General features: G+C 70.0%; 20 protein-coding genes. 9 read left to right on the forward strand and 11 right to left on the reverse strand.

Translation table 11 applies throughout. From position 1 onward, the window contains the following. Window position 1: 1 nt before the first annotated feature. Genes paaD through paaA form a run of 4 tightly spaced genes read right to left on the reverse strand, consistent with a single transcriptional unit; the run spans window position 2 to window position 2,698 of the window. Complete coding sequence (gene paaD / locus ACV7NN_RS16100; RefSeq protein WP_463350568.1) at window positions 2–556, reverse strand: 1,2-phenylacetyl-CoA epoxidase subunit PaaD; 555 nt, start codon at window positions 554–556, stop codon at window positions 2–4. Window positions 557–567: 11 nt separating this feature from the next. Then, on the reverse strand, window positions 568–1,374 hold the full coding sequence (paaC, locus tag ACV7NN_RS16105; RefSeq protein WP_463350569.1) for a 1,2-phenylacetyl-CoA epoxidase subunit PaaC: 807 nt from the start codon (window positions 1,372–1,374) through the stop codon (window positions 568–570). Then, on the reverse strand, window positions 1,371–1,709 hold the full coding sequence (gene paaB, locus ACV7NN_RS16110) for a 1,2-phenylacetyl-CoA epoxidase subunit PaaB (RefSeq protein ID WP_463350570.1): 339 nt from the start codon (window positions 1,707–1,709) through the stop codon (window positions 1,371–1,373). Before paaB ends, paaC begins: the two co-directional genes overlap by 4 nt. Continuing rightward, window positions 1,706–2,698, reverse strand: coding sequence for a 1,2-phenylacetyl-CoA epoxidase subunit PaaA (paaA, locus tag ACV7NN_RS16115; RefSeq protein WP_463350571.1), 993 nt, complete (start codon window positions 2,696–2,698; stop codon window positions 1,706–1,708). Before paaA ends, paaB begins: the two co-directional genes overlap by 4 nt. 134 nt (window positions 2,699–2,832) lie before the next feature. Here paaA and paaI point away from each other — a divergent pair, with 134 nt between their 5' ends. The 3 genes from paaI (at window position 2,833) to ACV7NN_RS16130 (ending at window position 5,237) form a co-directional block, all read left to right on the forward strand. Next, window positions 2,833–3,243: a hydroxyphenylacetyl-CoA thioesterase PaaI gene (gene paaI / locus ACV7NN_RS16120; protein ID WP_463350572.1), complete on the forward strand. Its 411-nt coding sequence runs from the start codon at window positions 2,833–2,835 to the stop codon at window positions 3,241–3,243. After that, window positions 3,240–4,556 (forward strand): phenylacetate--CoA ligase PaaK, encoded by a 1,317-nt coding sequence (paaK, locus tag ACV7NN_RS16125; RefSeq protein ID WP_463350573.1) that lies wholly within the window; start codon window positions 3,240–3,242, stop codon window positions 4,554–4,556. Before paaI ends, paaK begins: the two co-directional genes overlap by 4 nt. Before the next feature lie 87 nt (window positions 4,557–4,643). Beyond that, window positions 4,644–5,237 (forward strand): TetR/AcrR family transcriptional regulator, encoded by a 594-nt coding sequence (locus ACV7NN_RS16130; RefSeq protein WP_463350574.1) that lies wholly within the window; start codon window positions 4,644–4,646, stop codon window positions 5,235–5,237. Window positions 5,238–5,342: 105 nt separating this feature from the next. Here the strand turns inward: ACV7NN_RS16130 and paaZ are convergent, their stop codons facing one another. After that, window positions 5,343–7,418, reverse strand: a complete 2,076-nt coding sequence (gene paaZ, locus ACV7NN_RS16135; RefSeq protein WP_463350575.1) for a phenylacetic acid degradation bifunctional protein PaaZ — start codon at window positions 7,416–7,418, stop codon at window positions 5,343–5,345. 83 nt (window positions 7,419–7,501) lie between these two features. Between paaZ and ACV7NN_RS16140 the strand changes: the two genes are divergently transcribed. Continuing rightward, window positions 7,502–7,903 (forward strand): hotdog fold thioesterase, encoded by a 402-nt coding sequence (locus ACV7NN_RS16140; protein ID WP_463350576.1) that lies wholly within the window; start codon window positions 7,502–7,504, stop codon window positions 7,901–7,903. An 11-nt stretch (window positions 7,904–7,914) separates the two neighbouring features. Here the strand turns inward: ACV7NN_RS16140 and ACV7NN_RS16145 are convergent, their stop codons facing one another. The 4 genes from ACV7NN_RS16145 to ACV7NN_RS16160 form a co-directional block, all read right to left on the reverse strand. After that, a complete protein-coding gene (locus ACV7NN_RS16145) occupies window positions 7,915–8,772 on the reverse strand; it encodes a 3-hydroxyacyl-CoA dehydrogenase family protein (RefSeq protein WP_463350577.1) in 858 nt (285 codons plus the stop codon). Beyond that, complete coding sequence (locus ACV7NN_RS16150) at window positions 8,769–9,503, reverse strand: enoyl-CoA hydratase/isomerase family protein (protein WP_463350578.1); 735 nt, start codon at window positions 9,501–9,503, stop codon at window positions 8,769–8,771. The genes ACV7NN_RS16145 and ACV7NN_RS16150 overlap by 4 nt, the downstream gene beginning before the upstream one ends. Further along, window positions 9,500–10,687: a thiolase family protein gene (locus ACV7NN_RS16155; protein WP_463350579.1), complete on the reverse strand. Its 1,188-nt coding sequence runs from the start codon at window positions 10,685–10,687 to the stop codon at window positions 9,500–9,502. The genes ACV7NN_RS16150 and ACV7NN_RS16155 overlap by 4 nt, the downstream gene beginning before the upstream one ends. 134 nt (window positions 10,688–10,821) lie before the next feature. After that, on the reverse strand, window positions 10,822–11,295 hold the full coding sequence (locus tag ACV7NN_RS16160; protein ID WP_463350580.1) for an Lrp/AsnC family transcriptional regulator: 474 nt from the start codon (window positions 11,293–11,295) through the stop codon (window positions 10,822–10,824). A 124-nt stretch (window positions 11,296–11,419) separates the two neighbouring features. Here ACV7NN_RS16160 and pdhA point away from each other — a divergent pair, with 124 nt between their 5' ends. The 4 genes from pdhA to ACV7NN_RS16180 all read left to right on the forward strand — a co-directional run bounded on the left by pdhA (window position 11,420) and on the right by ACV7NN_RS16180 (window position 16,315). Continuing rightward, window positions 11,420–12,538: a pyruvate dehydrogenase (acetyl-transferring) E1 component subunit alpha gene (gene pdhA / locus ACV7NN_RS16165; protein ID WP_463350581.1), complete on the forward strand. Its 1,119-nt coding sequence runs from the start codon at window positions 11,420–11,422 to the stop codon at window positions 12,536–12,538. Beyond that, a complete protein-coding gene (locus ACV7NN_RS16170; RefSeq protein WP_463350582.1) occupies window positions 12,535–13,572 on the forward strand; it encodes an alpha-ketoacid dehydrogenase subunit beta in 1,038 nt (345 codons plus the stop codon). The genes pdhA and ACV7NN_RS16170 overlap by 4 nt, the downstream gene beginning before the upstream one ends. Then, a complete protein-coding gene (locus ACV7NN_RS16175) occupies window positions 13,569–15,086 on the forward strand; it encodes a dihydrolipoamide acetyltransferase family protein (protein WP_463350583.1) in 1,518 nt (505 codons plus the stop codon). Before ACV7NN_RS16170 ends, ACV7NN_RS16175 begins: the two co-directional genes overlap by 4 nt. 251 nt (window positions 15,087–15,337) lie before the next feature. Further along, window positions 15,338–16,315, forward strand: a complete 978-nt coding sequence (locus ACV7NN_RS16180) for a DMT family transporter (RefSeq protein WP_463350584.1) — start codon at window positions 15,338–15,340, stop codon at window positions 16,313–16,315. Here the strand turns inward: ACV7NN_RS16180 and ACV7NN_RS16185 are convergent. Both ACV7NN_RS16185 and msrB read right to left on the reverse strand, forming a co-directional pair. Next, window positions 16,299–16,850 (reverse strand): nitroreductase family protein, encoded by a 552-nt coding sequence (locus tag ACV7NN_RS16185; RefSeq protein ID WP_463350585.1) that lies wholly within the window; start codon window positions 16,848–16,850, stop codon window positions 16,299–16,301. The two genes, ACV7NN_RS16180 and ACV7NN_RS16185, sit on opposite strands and share 17 nt — an antisense overlap. Before the next feature lie 4 nt (window positions 16,851–16,854). Beyond that, window positions 16,855–17,256, reverse strand: coding sequence for a peptide-methionine (R)-S-oxide reductase MsrB (gene msrB / locus ACV7NN_RS16190; RefSeq protein ID WP_463350586.1), 402 nt, complete (start codon window positions 17,254–17,256; stop codon window positions 16,855–16,857). 154 nt (window positions 17,257–17,410) lie between these two features. Here msrB and ACV7NN_RS16195 point away from each other — a divergent pair, with 154 nt between their 5' ends. After that, a complete protein-coding gene (locus tag ACV7NN_RS16195) occupies window positions 17,411–17,707 on the forward strand; it encodes a DUF3263 domain-containing protein (RefSeq protein ID WP_463350587.1) in 297 nt (98 codons plus the stop codon). Window positions 17,708–17,711: the final 4 nt, after the last annotated feature.

Genomic DNA, 17,711 nt, shown 5'->3' on the forward strand with positions numbered 1-17,711 from the left:
GTCAGAGCACCTTGAAGTAGTCGAAGGGCTCCAGGCAGTCGAGGCACTGGTACAGCGCCTTGCAGGAGGTCGAGCCGAAGTGGGAGAGCTCGCGCGTGTTCAGCGACTGGCACTGCGGGCATTTCACGGACATCCGCATCCGCACCGGTCCGCCGGCGACACTCGACCGGCCGCTGGGGGCCGCGATGCCGAACTCTTCGAGCTTCGCCCGGCCCGCCTCCGAGATCCAGTCGGTGGTCCAGGCGGGCGAGAGCGTGATGTTCACGACGACGTTCTCATAGCCGGCCGCCGTCAGCGCGGTCACCACGTCGTCGCGGATCGCCTCCAGCGCCGGGCATCCGCTGTACGTGGGCGTGATCTCGACGGTGACCTCGTCGGTTCCGACCCTGACCGAGCGCAGCACGCCCAGGTCGTCGATGGTGAGCACCGGCACTTCAGGGTCGGCGACCTCAGCTGCGATCGCCCACGCCTGCTGGGCGAGCACGCCGCGATTGCGCGGGGCGGGGGCCGCAGGTGCCGAGGTGAGCAGAGGCGCGGCGGGCATCGTGTCGATCATCGTCGCCGCCTTCACCAGGTCGCTCCGGGGTGCTGCCGGGCGAGCACCTGCATCTCCGCCAGCAGCGGACCGAGGTGCTCAGTGTGCGCGCCGCGTCGGCCGCCCCCGCTCGAGACGAATCCGCGCGGGATGTCCAGTTCGGCCTCGGCCAGCACCGGAGCGACGGCCGCGTCGAAGGCGGGACGGAGCGACGACGGAAGCGGAGCGATGCCCTCGAGCCGGTCATACAGCGGCTCGTCGACGAACAGCTCGTCCACGTAGGGCCAGACATCGGAGAGCGCGACCGTCATGCGACGGCGCGACTCCGCGGTGCCGAGCGCGAGGCGCAGGACCCACTGGGCGGAGTGGTCGCGGTGGTAGTCGACCTCCTTGACCGCTTTGGCCGCGATCGCGGCGAGCGTCGGGTCGGCGGATGCGCGCAACCGGTCGTACAGCTCGAACAGGTAGTGCGAGGCGACCAGCTGGCGAGCGATCGTGTGTGCGAAGTCACCGTTCGGCAGTTCGAAGAGGTGGGCGCTGCGGAACTCGGCCTCATCCCTCCAGTAGGCGAGGTCGTCCTCGGTCTTTCCGGATGCGGTGCCCGCGTGATGCAGCAGCGACCGCGCGTGGCCGAGCAGGTCGAGCGCGATGTTGGCGAGCGCGACATCCTCTTCGAGCTCCGGAGCCCGCGAGATCCAGTCGCCGAGGTGCTGGGCGAGCACGAGGGAGTCGTCGCCGAGCCAGAGGGCGTATTCGGCGATGTCCTCCGTGGTCGCGGAGCCGGAGTCGATGACCTCGCTCGCGAGGTCCAGACCGTCGACGGTGATGCGCTGGTTCACAGGTGCTTCACCCCCTCGCTCTTCGTGTAGTAGACCGCGTGACGGTAGTTCTTGCCGGCCGGGGACTCGAAGAAGGCGCCCTTCGCATCCGGATCGCTGGCCGTGATCGCCTCCGACGGGACGACCCAGATCGAGACGCCCTCGTTGCGGCGGGTGTACAGGTCGCGGGCGTTGCGCACGGCCATGATCTCGTCGGGTGCGGTCAGCGATCCGACGTGCACGTGGCTGAGCCCGCGGCTGGAGCGCACGAACACCTCCCAGAGCGGCCAGGCCTCGGTGTGGCCGGGCTCCTGCGTCGGTTCGGATGCGGGTGCGGGCGTCGGCGTCGTCGTCACGAGGCCACCGCCTGCGGTTCGGCCTGGCGTTTCGCGTAGGCGGCTGCTGCTTCGCGCACCCAGCGGCCCTCCTCGTGGGCGTCGCGCCGACGCTGCAGGCGCTGTGCGTTGCACGGGCCGCGGCCGGCGAGCACCTCGTGGAACTCGGTCCAGTCGATCTCGCCGAGGTCGTACGCGCTGCGCTCCTCGTTCCAGCGCAGGTCCGGGTCGGGGAGCGTCACGCCGAGCACCTCCGCCTGGGGCACGAGCATCGAGACGAAGCGCTGGCGCAGTTCGTCGTTGGAGAATCGCTTGATCTTCCATGCCATCGACTGCGCGGAGTTGGGGGAGTCGTCGTCGGGCGGCCCGAACATCATCAGCGACGGCCAGTACCAGCGGTCGACCGCGTTCTGCGCCATCTTCTTCTGGGCGTCGGTGCCCTGCATGAGCTCGAGCAGGATCTCGAAGCCCTGGCGCTGGTGGAACGACTCCTCTTTGCAGATCCGGACCATCGCCCGGCCGTACGGCGCGTAGGAGGCGCGGCAGAGCGGCACCTGGTTGCAGATCGCCGCGCCGTCGACCAGCCAGCCGATGGCCCCCATGTCTGCCCAGGTCGGAGTCGGGTAGTTGAAGATCGACGAGTAGCGCGCCTTACCGGCGATGAGCTGCTCCGTCATCTCGTCGCGGGTGATGCCGAGCGTCTGGGTGGCCGAGTAGAGGTACAGGCCGTGACCGGCCTCATCCTGCACCTTCGCCATCAGGATCGCCTTGCGCTTCAGGCTCGGCGCCCGGGTGATCCAGTTGGACTCCGGCTGCATGCCGATGATCTCCGAGTGCGCGTGCTGGGACATCTGGCGGATGAGCGTCTTGCGGTAGGCCGCGGGCATCCAGTCGCGCGGTTCGACCCGGGAGTCCGCCTCGATGAGTTCGGTGAACCGGCGCTCCTCGAGGGTCGGCTCGGCCACCGTATCGCTGGAAGCGTCGGGAAGCAGTTCTGCTGGCGTGGTCATCGTCGACTCCTGGATCGCGCTCAACGGATCGCCTCATGGGCAACCACATTACTTACTGATCGTTCGGTTAGTATATAGTCTAGGTCACTGACCGGCAATCAGCCGAACCAGCCGTAACTCGACGAGGAGGACGGATGACCGACCCGACCGTGAGCGCCGCCGTGGCCATGATCGAGAGAGACCGCGCATCCGCGGCCCTCGGTATGCAGGTTCTCCGGAGTTCGCCTGGCGACGCCGTCGTGACCATGCGCATCCGCGAGGACATGCTCAACGGCTTCGACGTGACGCACGGCGGACTCGTCTTCGCGCTCGCCGACACGGCCTTCGCGATCGCCTGCAATGAAGACGAGCAGATCACCCTCGCGGCAGGGGCGGACATCACCTTCCTCAAGCCGACGACCGCCGGGCAGACCCTGACGGCGACGGCGAGTATCCGCGCCAGGAGCGGACGGACCGGACTCTACGACGTCAGTGTCACGGACGAGGCCGGCGAGCCCGTCGCCGAGTTCCGCGGTCGCAGCCACACCACGAGCAGGCAGCGATGAGCGGTGAACGGCTCCACGCGCCGGCGCTGGACGAACTCGACCCCGAGGAGCGCCTGTCGCGGGACGAACTGCAGGCCCTCCAACTCGAGCGGCTGAAATGGACCGTGCGGCACGCGTACCAGAACGTCCCGCTCTACCGGCGCAAGTTCGACGAGGCGGGCGTGCATCCCGACGACATCCGCACCCTCGACGACGTGGCCCACCTGCCATTCACCACCAAAGAGGATCTTCGTCAGACGTACCCCTTCGGGATGTTCGCGGTGCCCATGGAACAGGTGGCGCGCATCCACGCCTCCTCGGGGACCACCGGGCGGCCGACCGTCGTCGGCTACACCAGCACCGACCTGCGCAACTGGGCGTCCCTCGTGGCACGCAGCCTGCGAGCGTCCGGAGTGCGCCCGGGCATGCGCGTGCACAATGCGTACGGCTACGGCCTGTTCACCGGCGGTCTCGGCGCACACGCGGGAATCGAGGCGCTCGGGGCGACGGTCATCCCGATGTCGGGCGGCCAGACCAGCCGTCAGGTGCAACTCATCCACGACTTCGAACCGGACGTGATCATGTGCACGCCCAGCTACCTGCTGACGATCGCGGACGCGATGGCCGAGGCAGGGCTCGACCCGCGCGCATCCAGCCTGAAGGTCGGCATCCTGGGCGCGGAGCCCTGGACCAACGCGATGCGCGCCGAACTCGAAGAGCGTCTCGACATCGACGCCGTCGACATCTACGGACTGAGCGAAGTCATGGGTCCGGGCGTCGGAAACGAGTGCATCGAGTCGAAGGACGGCCCGCACCTCTGGGAGGACCACTTCCTGCCCGAAGTGATCGACCCGGAGACGACGCACGTGCGCAGCGAAGGCGAGATCGGCGAACTGGTGTTCACGACGCTCACGAAGGAGGCGTTCCCGGTCATCCGCTATCGCACCCGCGACCTGACCAGACTGCTGCCGGGGAGCGCGCGTCCTGGCATGCGGCGGATGGAGAAGATCACCGGTCGCGACGACGACATGATCATCCTGCGCGGGGTGAACCTGTTCCCGACGCAGATCGAGGAGATCGTGCTCGGCATCGACGCCTTGTCGCCGCACTTCGTCCTGGAGCTGACGCGTCCGAACCGCATGGACGAGCTCACGGTTCGCATCGAGCCGACGGAGGATGCGGATGCGTCGGCCGGCGCGCGTGCGTGCGACCTGCTCGTCGAGCGCGTCAAGGACCGCATCGGGTCGACCGTCACGGTCGCCCTGGTCGAGCCCGGCACCCTCGAACGAAGCGCCGGCAAGCTGAAGCGGGTTTACGACCTGCGCAACGCGTAGCGCCGGTCGGCGCCGCGATCGGGCGACTTTCGCCGCCCGCGGCACGCCATGGCGACAATTGGAGACCGATCGCGGGAGGGTTGGCACATGACAGTGACGGGTGTGCGGCGCGGGCGTCCGGGATACGACCAGCAGGGGATCCTGGAGGTCGCGGTCGCGGCGTTCAACGAGTTCGGCTACGACGCCACCTCGATGGGTGTTCTCGCCGCGCGGCTGGGCCTGTCGAAGTCGGCGATCTACCACCACGTCGCGTCGAAGGACGAGCTCCTCGAACTCGCGCTCGGCCAGGCGCTCGACGGTCTCGAAGGCGTGCTCCTCGAGGATGCTGCGCGCACCGGGGCTGCCGCCGACCGGCTCGCGCACGTCCTGCGCGGCGCCGTGCGGGTGCTCACCGACAGGCTGCCGTATGTGACGCTCCTGCTGCGGGTGCGCGGGAACACCGAGGTCGAACGCCGAGCGCTCGCCCGGCGCCGTGCCTTCGACCGCGCCGTGGCCGCACTCGTCGTGGAAGCCCGCGATGAGGGGTCGCTGCGCAGCGACGTCGACCCCGGGGTGGCCACACGCCTGCTGTTCGGCATGATCAACTCGATCGTGGAGTGGTACCGCCCCGGAGGCGCAGAGGGCGCGGACCAGCTGGCCGAGGATGTGCTGACCGTCGCGTTCGACGGTCTCCGCGTCTGATCCCCTCCCTTTCGTCCCGCGAGTTGTGAGAAGAGCGCCTTTTCGGGCCTATTTTGGGTGCTCAACTCACAACTCGGGGCAGGAGAAGCGGCCGGGCGGCGCGACTCAGGCGGCGAGCTCCTTCGCGACGAGGGTCAGGACGTCGTAGGTCGCCACGGTCTCGTCGTTCTGGTTGCGGATGACCGCATCCCACCGCACCTCGCCGTACTCGTCGGTCTCGCGCGGTGAGATCTGCTTCGCCGTGAGGTCGATGCGGATGCTGTCCCCGGGCGACACCGGTGTCATGAACCGCAGGTTCTCCAGTCCGTAGTTCGCGAGCACCGGCCCGGGCGCCGGGTCGACGAAGAGTCCGGCCGCCCACGAGACCAGAAGGTAGCCGTGCGCCACGCGTCCGGGGAAGAACGGGTTCGCGGCGGCGGCCTCCTCGTCCATGTGCGCGTAGAACGTGTCGCCGGTGAAGTGGGCGAACTGCTCGATGTCCTCGAGGGTCACGGTGCGCCTGCCGGAGTGGACACTGTCGCCGATCCGCAGTTCGGCGAGCGACTTGCGGAACGGATGCGCTCCCTCGGTCGCCACGGCCGCGCCGGTGTGCCAGACCCCCGTGATCGCGGTGAGCATGTCGGGCGATCCCTGCACGGCCGTGCGCTGCATGTGGTGCAGCACCGCCCGGATGCCGCCGAGCTCTTCACCGCCGCCGGCGCGCCCCGGGCCTCCGTGCACGAGGTGCGGGACCGGCGAGCCGTGTCCCGTCGACGTGCGGGCGTCATCCCGGTCGAGGATCAGCACGCGGCCGTTGAGGGCGGCGATCCCGCCCATGAGCTCCACCGCGACTTGCGGGTCGTGGGTCGCGATGCTCGTGACGAGCGAACCGTCGCCGCGGGCGACCGTCGCGATCGCCTCGGCGGTCGAACCGTAGCCGAGGATGCTCGCCACCGGACCGAACGCTTCGATCGTGTGCGCCGCGCTCGCCGTGTTGTCCGCGAACCGGAGCAGGATCGGCGCGACGTACGCGCCCGCCGGGTCTTCCCCGACAGAGCCGTCGGCCCGGCGCACGCTCGGCGCATCGGTCGAACCGATGACGACCTCGCCGCCGCCGTCGCGCAGTCGTGCCACCTGCCGGAGCACTTCATCCCGCTGCTCCAGCGATGCGAGCGGTCCCATCGTGACGCCGTCGACGCGGGGGTCGCCGATCACGACCCGTTCGTCGATCCGCGCCTGCACGGCGGCGACCAGGTCGTCGACGGAGGCGTTCGGCACGATGGCGCGGCGGATGGCCGTGCACTTCTGGCCCGACTTCGCGGTGAGCTCGGCGACCAGCTGCTTGACGTAGGCATCGAACTCGGGGGTGCCGGCCACCGCATCCGGACCGAGCACGGACGCGTTGATCGAGTCGGTCTCGCTGGTGAACCGCACGCCGCCCGTCTGCACAGAGTCGTGGGCGCGCAGCCGCTCAGCGGTCGACGCCGAACCGGTGAAGCCGACCAGGTCGCCGAGCTTCAGCGCGTCGAACAGTCCGGGCACTGCGCCAGAGACGAGCTGCAGCGACCCGTCGGGGACCAGCCCGGTCTCGACGAGGATGCGCACGAACGCCTCGGCGAGGTAGCCGGTCGGTGTCGCCGGCTTGATCAGGCTGGGGACCCCGGCCAGGAACGCGGGCGCGAACTTCTCGAGCGCACCCCAGACGGGGAAGTTGAAGGCGTTGATCTGCACCGCCACGCCGGGCAGCCGGGTGTAGATATGCTGGCCGAGGAACGAGCCGTCCTTCGACAGCTGCTCGGCCGGCCCGTCGACGTACACCGTGCCGTTCGGCAGCTCGCGGCGGCCCTTCGACGAGTAGGTGAAGAGCACGCCGATGCCGCCGTCGATGTCGATCCACGAGTCCGACTTCGTCGCCCCGGTGCGGCTGGAGAGCGCGTAGAGCTCGTCCTTGCGTTCGGTGAGCGCCTGCGCGAACTGCTTGAGCAGCATGGCGCGCTGGTGGAAGGTCAGGCGTCCGAGTGACTCCTGGCCGATGGTCCTCGCGAAGTCGAGGGCGCCGGCGAGGTCGAGTCCGGCCGTGCTGACCGCCGTGACGACCTCACCGGTCGACGCGTCGCGCACGAGTGCGGCGTCGGCCTCGGCCGCCGGATCCGCCGGGGTCCACCAGACGCCGTTCACATAGCTGGGGAGGATGCTCGTCATGGGTGTGCTCTCTTCGAAATCGGACGGGTCGGTGGATGGGTACACTGAGCGCCGGAGCAGCGCTGGATGAAAGGATGCGGGCCATGGCACACCGGGACTGGACCATCGAACTGGGTGAACTCGACGTCAAACTCGGGATCGTGCTTCTCGAGCAGTCGCCCGAGCGGATGGTGGCGACGATGCCCGTGGAGGGCAATCGTCAGGGTTTCGGCCTGCTGCACGGGGGTGCGTCCGCCGCGTTCGCCGAGATGCTCGGCTCGTGGGCTGCGGTCCTGCATGCCGGCGAGGGACGCACGGCGGTCGGTGTCGACCTCAACGTGACGCATCACCGCGCCGTGCGGTCGGGGACGGTCACCGGAGTCGCGACCGCGATCCGGCTGGGGCGCAAGATCGCCTCGCACGAGGTCGTGGTGACGGATGAGGAGGGCAAGCGCGTCTGCACGGCCCGCATCACGAACCTCATCCTCGACGAGGCCGCCGACTGACAGCAGGACCATCAGGCGTCGTCCCAGGTGTAGAAACCCTGTCCGGTTTTGCGGCCGAGCTTCCCTTCGGCGACCAGCCGGCGGAGCAGCTCCGGCGGCTCGAAGCGCGGGCCCAGCCGCTCGGCGAGGTATTCCGCGATGCCGAGGCGCACATCCAGCCCGACCACGTCGGTGAGCCGCAGCGGTCCCATCGGGTGTTTGTAGCCGAGCACCATGGCCGCGTCGATGTCGTCGGCCGAAGCGACGCCGTCCTCGAGCATCCGGATCGCTTCGAGGCCGAGCGCGACCCCGAGCCGTGAGGATGCGAATCCCGGAGCATCCGAGACGGTGACGGGCGTCTTGCCGAGCGCGCGCACCCAGTCCTGCGCCTGCCCGACGAGAGCGGAGTCCGTGGCCGTGCCGGTCACGATCTCGACGAGGGAGGATGCCGGGACCGGGTTGAAGAAGTGCAGGCCGAGGAACCGTTCCGGTCGCGTGAGAACGACGGCGAGGTCGTCGATCGACAGTGACGACGTGTTGCTCGCGAGCACGGCGCCGGCGGAGAGCCGGGCCTCGACGGCGGCCAGCGATTCGTGCTTCATCGCCAGGTCTTCCGGCACCGCCTCGATGGCCAGGCCGACATGCGCGAACACGGCCAGGTCGTCTCCGACGTGAAGCCGCGGGGCGAGCGTCTCGAGGGCCAGCGTCGTCGTTCCGCGTTCTATGCTCGCTTCGACCGCGCGGAGGATGCGGGCCCGCGCGGCGTCCGCGGTCGCCCGGTCGCGCTCGACGACAGCGGCCTCGGCTCCAGCGAGCAGGAAGGCGTGCGCGATGCCGGCGCCCATGCGCCCGCCGCCGAGCACTCCGACACGATCGGGAACGGTGTTCACCGGCGTCTCCTCTCCAAAAACTCGGTCATGCGCCGGATCTTCTCCGGCGATTCGAAGAGGACGGCCTGGGCGTCCTGGTCGGCGCGCGGATGCTCGTCGTCGCCCGCGTGGAAGACGGCTTTCGTGTACTGCGTCGCGAGCGGATCGTTGGCCGCGATCCGGTCAGCGAGCGCGTTCGCGGCGGCCTCGAGCCCACTCGGCGGATGGACCTCGGTCACGAGCCGCGCGGCCAGCGCCTCGTCGGCACCCAGGATGCGGCCTGCCAGCAGGATCTCCTTCGCGAGCGGCTCGCCGACGAGCTCACGGAGCCGCCACAGGGCGCCCGCGGCCGCGATGATGCCGAGCCCGGTCTCCGGGTTCCCGATCTTCAGCGAGGGCGTTCCGATGCGGAAGTCCGCCGCATAGGCGAGTTCCGCCCCTCCGCCGAGCGCGTACCCGTCGAGGGCCGCGATGACGGGCATCGGGAGGGCCGCGATGCGCACGAAGAGGGCGGAGTTGATGCCGCGGTGCGCATCCGCCGCCCGTCGCTCGCGCAGCTCCGCGATGTCGGCGCCGGAGGCGAACACGCCGTTGCTCCCGATCAGGATCAGGATGCGCGGCTCGGTCTCGAGTTCCGCGCACACCGCGTGGAGTTCGTCGACCATCTCCTGGTTGATGGCGTTCCGCGTCTCCGGCCGATCGAGCCGGACGATCACGCGGTCGGGTCGCCGTTCGATGGCGAGGGACGTCATCGGATGCGCTCCACGATCAGCGCCGCGCCCTGGCCGACCCCGATGCACATGGTCGCCATCCCGTACCGGGTGTCTTCGCGCTCCATCCGTCCGAGCAGCGTGACCACGAGGCGCGACCCGCTGGAGCCGAGTGCGTGCCCCAGGGCGATCGCGCCGCCGTCAGCGTTGACGCGTGCCTCGTCGAGTCCGAGGCGGCGGATGCACGCGATCGACTGGCTGGCGAACGCTTCGTTCAGCTCGACCGAGCCGAGGTCGTCGAGCGCCAGACCGCTGCGCGCGAGTGCCCGCTCTGTGGCGGGAACCGGCCCGAGGCCCATGATCTCCGGCGCGAGGCCGACGCTGGTCCCCACGACCACGCGAGCGCGCGGGACGAGTCCGAAACGCTTCACCGCGGCTTCGCTGGCCACCACGATCGCGGATGCCCCGTCGTTGAGCGGGCTGGCATTGCCGGCCGTGACCACGGACCCTCCGGCGACGACCGGCCGCAGCGCTGCGAGCGCGTCCAGGGTGGTGTCGCGCCGGATACTCTCGTCGACGGTGACCGGACCCTTCGGGGTCTCGACGGCCACGATCTCGTTGTCGAATCGTCCGGCATCCACCGCGGCTGCTGCGCGCTGGTGACTGCGCAGCGCGAACGCGTCGGAGTCCTCCCGCGAGATGCTGTCGACGCGGGCCACCTCTTCGGCCGTCTCCGGCATCGAGTACGTCGCCTTGTCGCGTGCGAGGAGTCGCGGGTTGGTGAACCGCCAGCCGATGGAGGTGTCGAACTGCGGTCCCGGCTTGGCGAAGGCGCGCTCCGGCTTCGCCTGCACCCAGGGGGCCCGGGTCATCGACTCGACCCCGCCGGCGATGATCAGGTCGGCGTCGCCGGCGCGCACGGCCTGCGCGGCCAGTGTGATGGCGGAGAGCCCGGATGCGCAGAGCCGGTTGACGGTGATGCCGGGTACCGCATCCGGGAGCCCTGCCAGCAGCACCGACATGCGCGCGACGTTGCGGTTGTCTTCGCCGGCCTGGATGGCGGCTCCCAGAATGACGTCGTCGACGGCGGCCGGGTCCGCGCCCGACCGCGCCAGCGCTTCGCGGACGACGAGGGCGGCGAGATCGTCGGGGCGCACCCCGGAGAGGGCGCCTCCGTAGCGACCGACTGCCGTGCGCACGCCTCCGACGAGGTAGGCCTCTGCCATGCTCTCTCCCGACTGCGTTGTCTTCGGGTCCCGATGCGGGGACCAGGCGCCGGATCGATAATTAGTGACCGATCGTTCGGAAAGTAATTCTTGCAGATCGCCCTGCGCCCGGCAACCCGCGGGGCATCCGGCCCTCAGCGCGTGTCGTGATCCTCGAAGATCAGCGCCGTCTTCGTGTCCCGCACGGACGGGATGGCCGTCAGCTCCTCGAGCACAATGCGCCGCAGGTCCTCGTTGTCGCGGGCGCGCACCAGCAGGATCACGTCGAAGTCGCCGCCGACGAGCGCAATGTGCTCCACCTCGGGGATGCGCCCGAGCTGATCGCGCAACTCCTGCCACGACGCCTGGTCGACACGCATGGTGACGTAGGCCGACGATCCCCGCCCGACGAGAACAGGGTTCACCTTCGCCGTGAAGCCCGTGATCACTCCGTCGTCGAGCAGGCGGGAGAGCCGCGCGTAGGCGTTCGCCCGCGAGATGTGGGCGGCCTCTGCCACCGCAGAGATGGATGAACGCCCGTCGCGGCGCAGCTCCTGGACGATGCGCAGATCCACGTCGTCGGCGGGCGAGCGCATTCCGTCCAGCCGACCGCCACCATCCGTTCCCATGATGGACAGTATGACGCAGATTCGGCACGATAGCCCTGCTTCGTCTCGAAAATGCTGCTGAACTGGCGCCACGCGGCCGAAAGGCCCACTCTGAGGGGAAGAGACGTCTTTCAAAGGAGAACGGATGCTCCCCGACACAGTGCTGCCCGAGAGCCTGCTTCCACGCCGCGATCCCGTGCAGCTGATCGACCCATCGGGCGCTGTCGTGCCCGACGAGACGTACGCGCTTCCGGCCCGTGACCGACTCGTCGAGGGCTACCGCCACCTCGTCATCGGGCGCCGCGTCAACGACCAGGCCAGCGCGCTCGTCCGGCAGGGCCGGCTCGCCGTCTATCCGTCGTCGCACGGCCAGGAGGCCTGCGAGGTCGCGGCCGCCCTCGTGCTCGGCGACCAGGACTGGCTGTTCCCGACCTACCGCGACACCGTCGCTGTGCTGACCCGGGGCGTCGACCCTGTGGAGGCGTTCTCGCTGCTGCGCGGCGACTGGCACTCCGGCTACGACCCGCACCGCCACAACGTCGCACCCCAGTCGACGCCGCTCGCCACGCAGCTGCTCCACGCCGTCGGGTTCGCCCATGCCGCGAAGCTCCGCGGCGAGGACACGGTCGTGCTCGCCATCTGCGGCGACGGGGCCACCAGCGAAGGCGACTTCCATGAAGCGCTGAACTTCGCCGCGGTCTTCCACCTGCCCGTCGTCTTCTTCGTGCAGAACAACGGCTACGCGATCTCCGTGCCCCTGCGCAGACAGCTCGCGGCGCCCTCGATCGCCCACAAGGCGATCGGCTACGGGATGCCCGGCCAGCGTGTCGACGGCAACGACCTCGCCGCGCTGCTGTCGGTGCTGTCGGATGCGGTGGCAGGCGCCCGCTCCGGTGGCGGGCCGCGACTCATCGAGGCCGTCACCTACCGCATCGAGTCCCACACGAACGCCGACGACGCCACCCGCTACCGCACCGACGACGAGGTCGCGCCGTGGCGGGAGAAGGATCCGCTGCTGCGCATGCGTTCGTACCTGCGCGGACTCGGCGAACTCGGCGACGGCGACGAAGCCGAGATCCACAGCCAGGCGGAGCGGGTGGCCAGTACCCTGCGCGACGGGATGAACGCGGAGACCGCGCCCGACCCATCCGACCTCTTCGCGTACGTCTACGCGACGCAGACACCGCAGCTGCAGGAGCAGGCGGCGATGCTGGCGGCCGAGATCGCGGCCGACGACGCCGTTGGGAAGGACGGACTCCGATGACGCTCATGCACGACGCCGACCTGCGGTCGGAGACCACTCTGACACCGACCATGACGATGGCCCAGGCACTGAACCGTGCGCTCGCCGACGCGCTCGCCGCCGACCCGTCCGTGCTCGTCTTCGGAGAAGACGTCGGCCCGCTCGGCGGCGTGTTCCGCATCACCGACGGCCTCACCGCCCGGTTCGGCGAGGACCGCTGCTTCGACACCCCGCTCGCGGAGGCCGGCATCGTCGGCAGCGCCGTCGGGCTCGCCATGAACGGGATGCGCCCCGTCGTCGAGATGCAGTTCGACGCGTTCGCCTACCCGGCGTTCGAGCAGATCGTCGACCACGTCGCCAAGATGGGCAACCGAACGCGCGGGGCCGTGCGGCTCCCGCTGGTCATCCGCATCCCGTTCGCCGGCGGCATCGGCGGGGTCGAGCACCACTCCGACTCGTCGGAGGCGTACTACGCCCACACGCCCGGGCTCACGGTCGTGACTCCGTCGACCCCGCAGGATGCGTACGGTCTGCTGCGTGCCGCGATCGCGCATCCGGACCCCGTCGTCTTCCTCGAACCCAAGAAGCTGTACTGGACGAGCGGGCCGGTCGACACGACCGCGCCGCTGCCGGAACTGGGGCGCGCACAGGTCATCCGCGAGGGCACCGACGCCACGATCATCGCCTACGGTCCGTCCGTGCCTGTGGCGCTCAAGGCTGCCGAGGCCGCGGCGGAAGAAGGCCGCAGCCTCCAGGTCATCGATGTGCGCAGCATCGTGCCGTTCGACGACGAGACCGTGACCGCGGCCGTGCGCTCCACCGGGCGCGCTGTGGTGGTGGCGGAGGCGCCCGGGTTCGCCAGTGTCGCATCCGAGATCGCCGCGCGGGTCTCCGAGCGCTGCTTCCACTACCTCGAGGCGCCCGTGCTGCGTGTCACCGGCTTCGACACCCCGTTCGCGCCGCCGAAGCTGGAGGAGTTCTACCTGCCCAGCGTCGACCGGCTCCTCGACGCGGTCGATCGCCTGCAGTGGGACGACGAGGCGGAGGGCGCATGACCGCGCAGATCTTCCGGCTTCCCGACCTCGGCGAAGGCCTCACCGAGGCGGCGCTCGTGCGCTGGCTCGTCAGCGTCGGTGAAGAGGTCGTCGTGGACCAGCCCGTCGCCGAGGTGGAGACGGCGAAGTCGGTCGTCGAGGTGCCGTCGCCGTTCGGCGGTATCATCAGCGCGCTCCACGGCGAAGAGGGGGAGGACCTCCGCGTCGGGGCGCCGCTGATCGAAGTGGATGCTGTGGGCGGCCCCGCGGGTGCGGTCGCGCCGACGTCGGTGGAAGCTCCGGCCGGCGCGCAGGTCGAGGCTCCGGTCGAGGCGGTCGCAGAGGGCTCGGGCAACGTACTGGTCGGCTACGGCACGACCGAGACCCGGCACACGGGCCGACGTCGTCGTGCGACGCTCGTCGGCGCACCGACTCGCGTCGCCGAGCAGCCGGCCGCAACGTCGACGCTCGGCGCTGAGCAGCCGGTCGCCAGGGCGACGCGCGGCGCAGAGCAGCCGGTCGCCAGGGCGACGCGCGGCGCAGAGCAGCCGGCCACCACGGTACCGGACGCCGCACTCGCTGCCGCACCGGTCGCGGCTCCCGCTGGCGCACCAGCGACGCGGAATCCGCACCACCCGGTGATCTCGCCGGTGGTCCGCCAGCTCGCGAAGACCCGCGGCCTCGACCTCGACGCTCTCGCGGGTTCCGGGCCGGACGGACTGATCACGCGACGCGATGTCGAGAACGCCCCGGTCGGCGGTGCTGCAGGTGGCGACGCCCGCCGCGCTGCGCCCGCCGCGGCCGCCGGTGAAGCGGATGCACGCACCGGCCTCGCCATCCGCTCGACGACACCGCTCGGCATCTTCCGTCGCACCGTCGCCGCGAACATGACGCGCAGCCGTAGCGAGATCCCCGAGGCGACCGTCTGGGTGGATGTGGACGCGACGGATCTCTGGGAGCTGCGCTCGCGCATGCGGCTCGGCGACCGGCATCCCTCTCTCCTCTCCTTCATCGCCCGCTTCACGCTCTCGGCGCTCGCGCAGTATCCGGTGCTCGCCGGCCGTCTCACCGCCGACGCCACCGCGATCGAAGAGTTCGACGGGGTCAACCTCGGGTTCGCTGTCGACACCCCTCGTGGCCTGGTCGTCCCCGTCGTGCGTCACGCGGAGACCCTCACTCTGCGCGAGCTCAACAGGGAGTTCGACCGGCTCACCGGGGCCGCGCGCGAAGGGCGGGCAGCGTCAGTGGATCTCGCCGGCTCGACCTTCACGATCAACAACTACGGCAGCCTCGGCGTCGACGGCAGCGCGGCGATCATCAACCATCCCGAAGTCGCGATCCTCGGCGTCGGGCGGTTCATCGAACGGCCGTGGGTCGTCGGTGGAGCGATCGTTCCGCGCCGGATCGTGCAACTCAGCCTCGTCTTCGACCACCGCGTGTGCGATGGGGGAGTCGCTGCCGGGATGCTGCGGGCCGTCGCCGACTCGATCGAGCATCCCTTCGACCTGCTCGCCGACGCCCCGCCCGCCGTCTGACACGGCAGCCCGGCCCGGCTCTCCCGGCCGGCGCCCCTCGACCTGGCAGAAATCGCGGGTGCGCCGAACGCAGTACCCGCAAAAGGTGCCAACTCGAGGGCCGGCCGACGCGGAATCGCGCGGCAACCCCCGCCGCCGCCATCCAGTTGGCAGAAGTTGCCGTTATGCCGAGCGCCTAAACGGCAACGTGTGCCAACTCGCCGGGTCGACCGCGGCGAAACGGGATTCGGTCCCGGCCATAGGCTGGGACGGTGCCCCACGAGACGAAACCCCGGCGTACGGCTATGCCCGTGTGGCTCGCGATCGTGTTCGCGCTGCTCTGCGGCGCGGGTGTCGCCGTGCAGTCGCGCATCAACGGCGAGCTCGGCCAGCGGCTGGGCGACGGCTTCGTCGCGGCGACGATCTCGTTCGGCACCGGACTGGTGATCCTCCTGGTCGCACTCACGATCGCACCGGGGGGCCGTCGGGGGCTCGGCCGCGTTCGCACCGCCCTCCGGTCCCGCACGCTGCCCTGGTGGTACGTGCTCGGCGGCAGCGCGGGCGCCTTCCTCGTCCTGTCGCAGGGCCTCACGGCGGCTGTGCTGGGCGTCGCGCTCTTCACGGTGGCGATCGTCGCCGGGCAGACGGTGAGCGGTCTGGTGCTCGACCGGATCGGCCTCGGGCCCGGCGGTCGCCGTCCCCTCACGCCGGCCCGCGTGACAGGTGCCGTGCTCGCTCTGCTCGCGGTCACCTGGTCGGTGTCCGCGGAGCTCACGACCAGTGTTCCGATCTGGATGCTCATCCTGCCCCTGCTTGCCGGCCTCGGGATCGGGTGGCAGCAGGCCGTCAACGGTCAGGTCCGCGTCGTCGCGTCCAGCGCGCTCAGCGCGACGTTCATCAACTTCGTGGTCGGCACCACCGTGCTCGTCATCGCGATGGTCGTCCATGCCTCGTTCGTCGGCTGGCCCTCCGCACTCCCCACCGAATGGTGGCTGTACCTCGGCGGCGCGATCGGCTGCGTGTTCATCGCAGGCACCTCCCTGCTCGTCAAGGTCACCGGCGTGCTCGTCCTGGGACTCGCGACCGTCGCCGGCCAGCTGCTGACCGCGCTGGCCCTCGACCTCATCCTGCCCAGCTCGGCGCATCCGATCGCCTGGACGACGGTCGCGGGAACGGCGCTCGCACTCGTCGCCGTGGCGATCGCGAGCATTCGCTGGCGGTCGGCACCCAGGGTCAGCCGAGCACGCTGAGGTAACGCTCCGGATCGATCGTGATGCGGTGGCCGTCGCGTGCGCCGTCCGGCACGCCTCCGACATAGAGCCAGCCGAGGAGCCGCTCGTTCTTCGCCAGGGAGTGGGTCTTGTGCACGGCCTTCGAGCGGGTGTGCGTGCCGGTGCGCCAGAAGACGCCCCAGCCGGCATCGTGGAGCAGCAGGCTCAGGGTGTGCGCGACACCGGAGGCGACCGCATCCTGTTCCCAGCCCGGCACCTTCTCGCTCTTCTGGCGCACGGAGACGATCGCGAGCAGGAGAGGCGCCCGCAGCGGCTTCTGGGCGAGCTTTTCCGCCTCGGGGCCGTGCGCCCCCGCATCCTTCACGAATGCCCGGCCCAGCCGGTCGCGCGCATCCCCGCGCAGCTCGATCACGCGCCACGGACGCAGCGAGCTGTGGTCGGCGACGCGGCCTGCTGCAGCGATGAGCGGAAGCAGCTCGGCGTGCGTCGGAGCCTCGTCGGTGACGCGCGAGTACGAGCGCCTGCCGGCGACGGCTTCGACCAGGTTCGTCACGCGGCTACTCGGCGGGCGTGAAGTTGAGGGAGATCGAGTTCATGCAGTACCGGTCGCCGGTCGGCGTGCCGAACCCGTCGTCGAAGACATGGCCGAGGTGCGAGCCGCAGCGCGCGCAGCGGACCTCGGTGCGGACGGTCCCGAGGCTCCTGTCCTCGATGAGTTCCACCGCCTCCGGTCGCACCGACTCGTAGAAGCTCGGCCAGCCGCAGCCGGAGTCGAACTTCGTGCCGCTCTTGAACAGCTCGGAACCGCAGGCAGCACAGGTGTAGAGGCCGGCGCGCTCCTCATCGAGCAGTTCGCCCGTCCAGGGGCGCTCGGTGGCGGCCTCGCGCAGCACCGCGTACTGGTCGGCGCTCAACTCGTTGCGCCATTCGTCGTCGCTCTTCGTGACGTTGTACTCCATGGACGAGGCGTCCTTCCTGCGTCGATCCGGCCTGATAAAGGTCCGTTCCAACCCTAAACGCCATCACACGACGTGCCCGCCCGCTTGGGCGAACACTCAGACACCCGCAAATAGTATGAAGCGCAAGTCAGGGGTCAGCGGGAAAGGGAGAGCGATGGCGGAAGCATCCAAGGATCGCACCCACTCCTCAGCGGTTCCGGATGAGCTCACCGAGCGCGACGAGGCGATCCTCGCCTTCGAACGGCAGTGGTGGCGCCATGCGGGTGCGAAGGAGCAGGCGATCCGCCAGGACTTCGGCCTTTCGGCCGCGCGGTACTATCAGCTGCTCGGCGCCTTGATCGATTCGCCGGCCGCACTCGCTCACGACCCTATGCTCGTCAAGAGGCTGCAACGCCTCCGCGACGCCCGAACGGCCGCCCGGAACGCGCGAGCGCTGACCCCCCACGACTGAGGAT

This window comes from Leifsonia sp. Ger2509 (genome assembly GCF_055231915.1).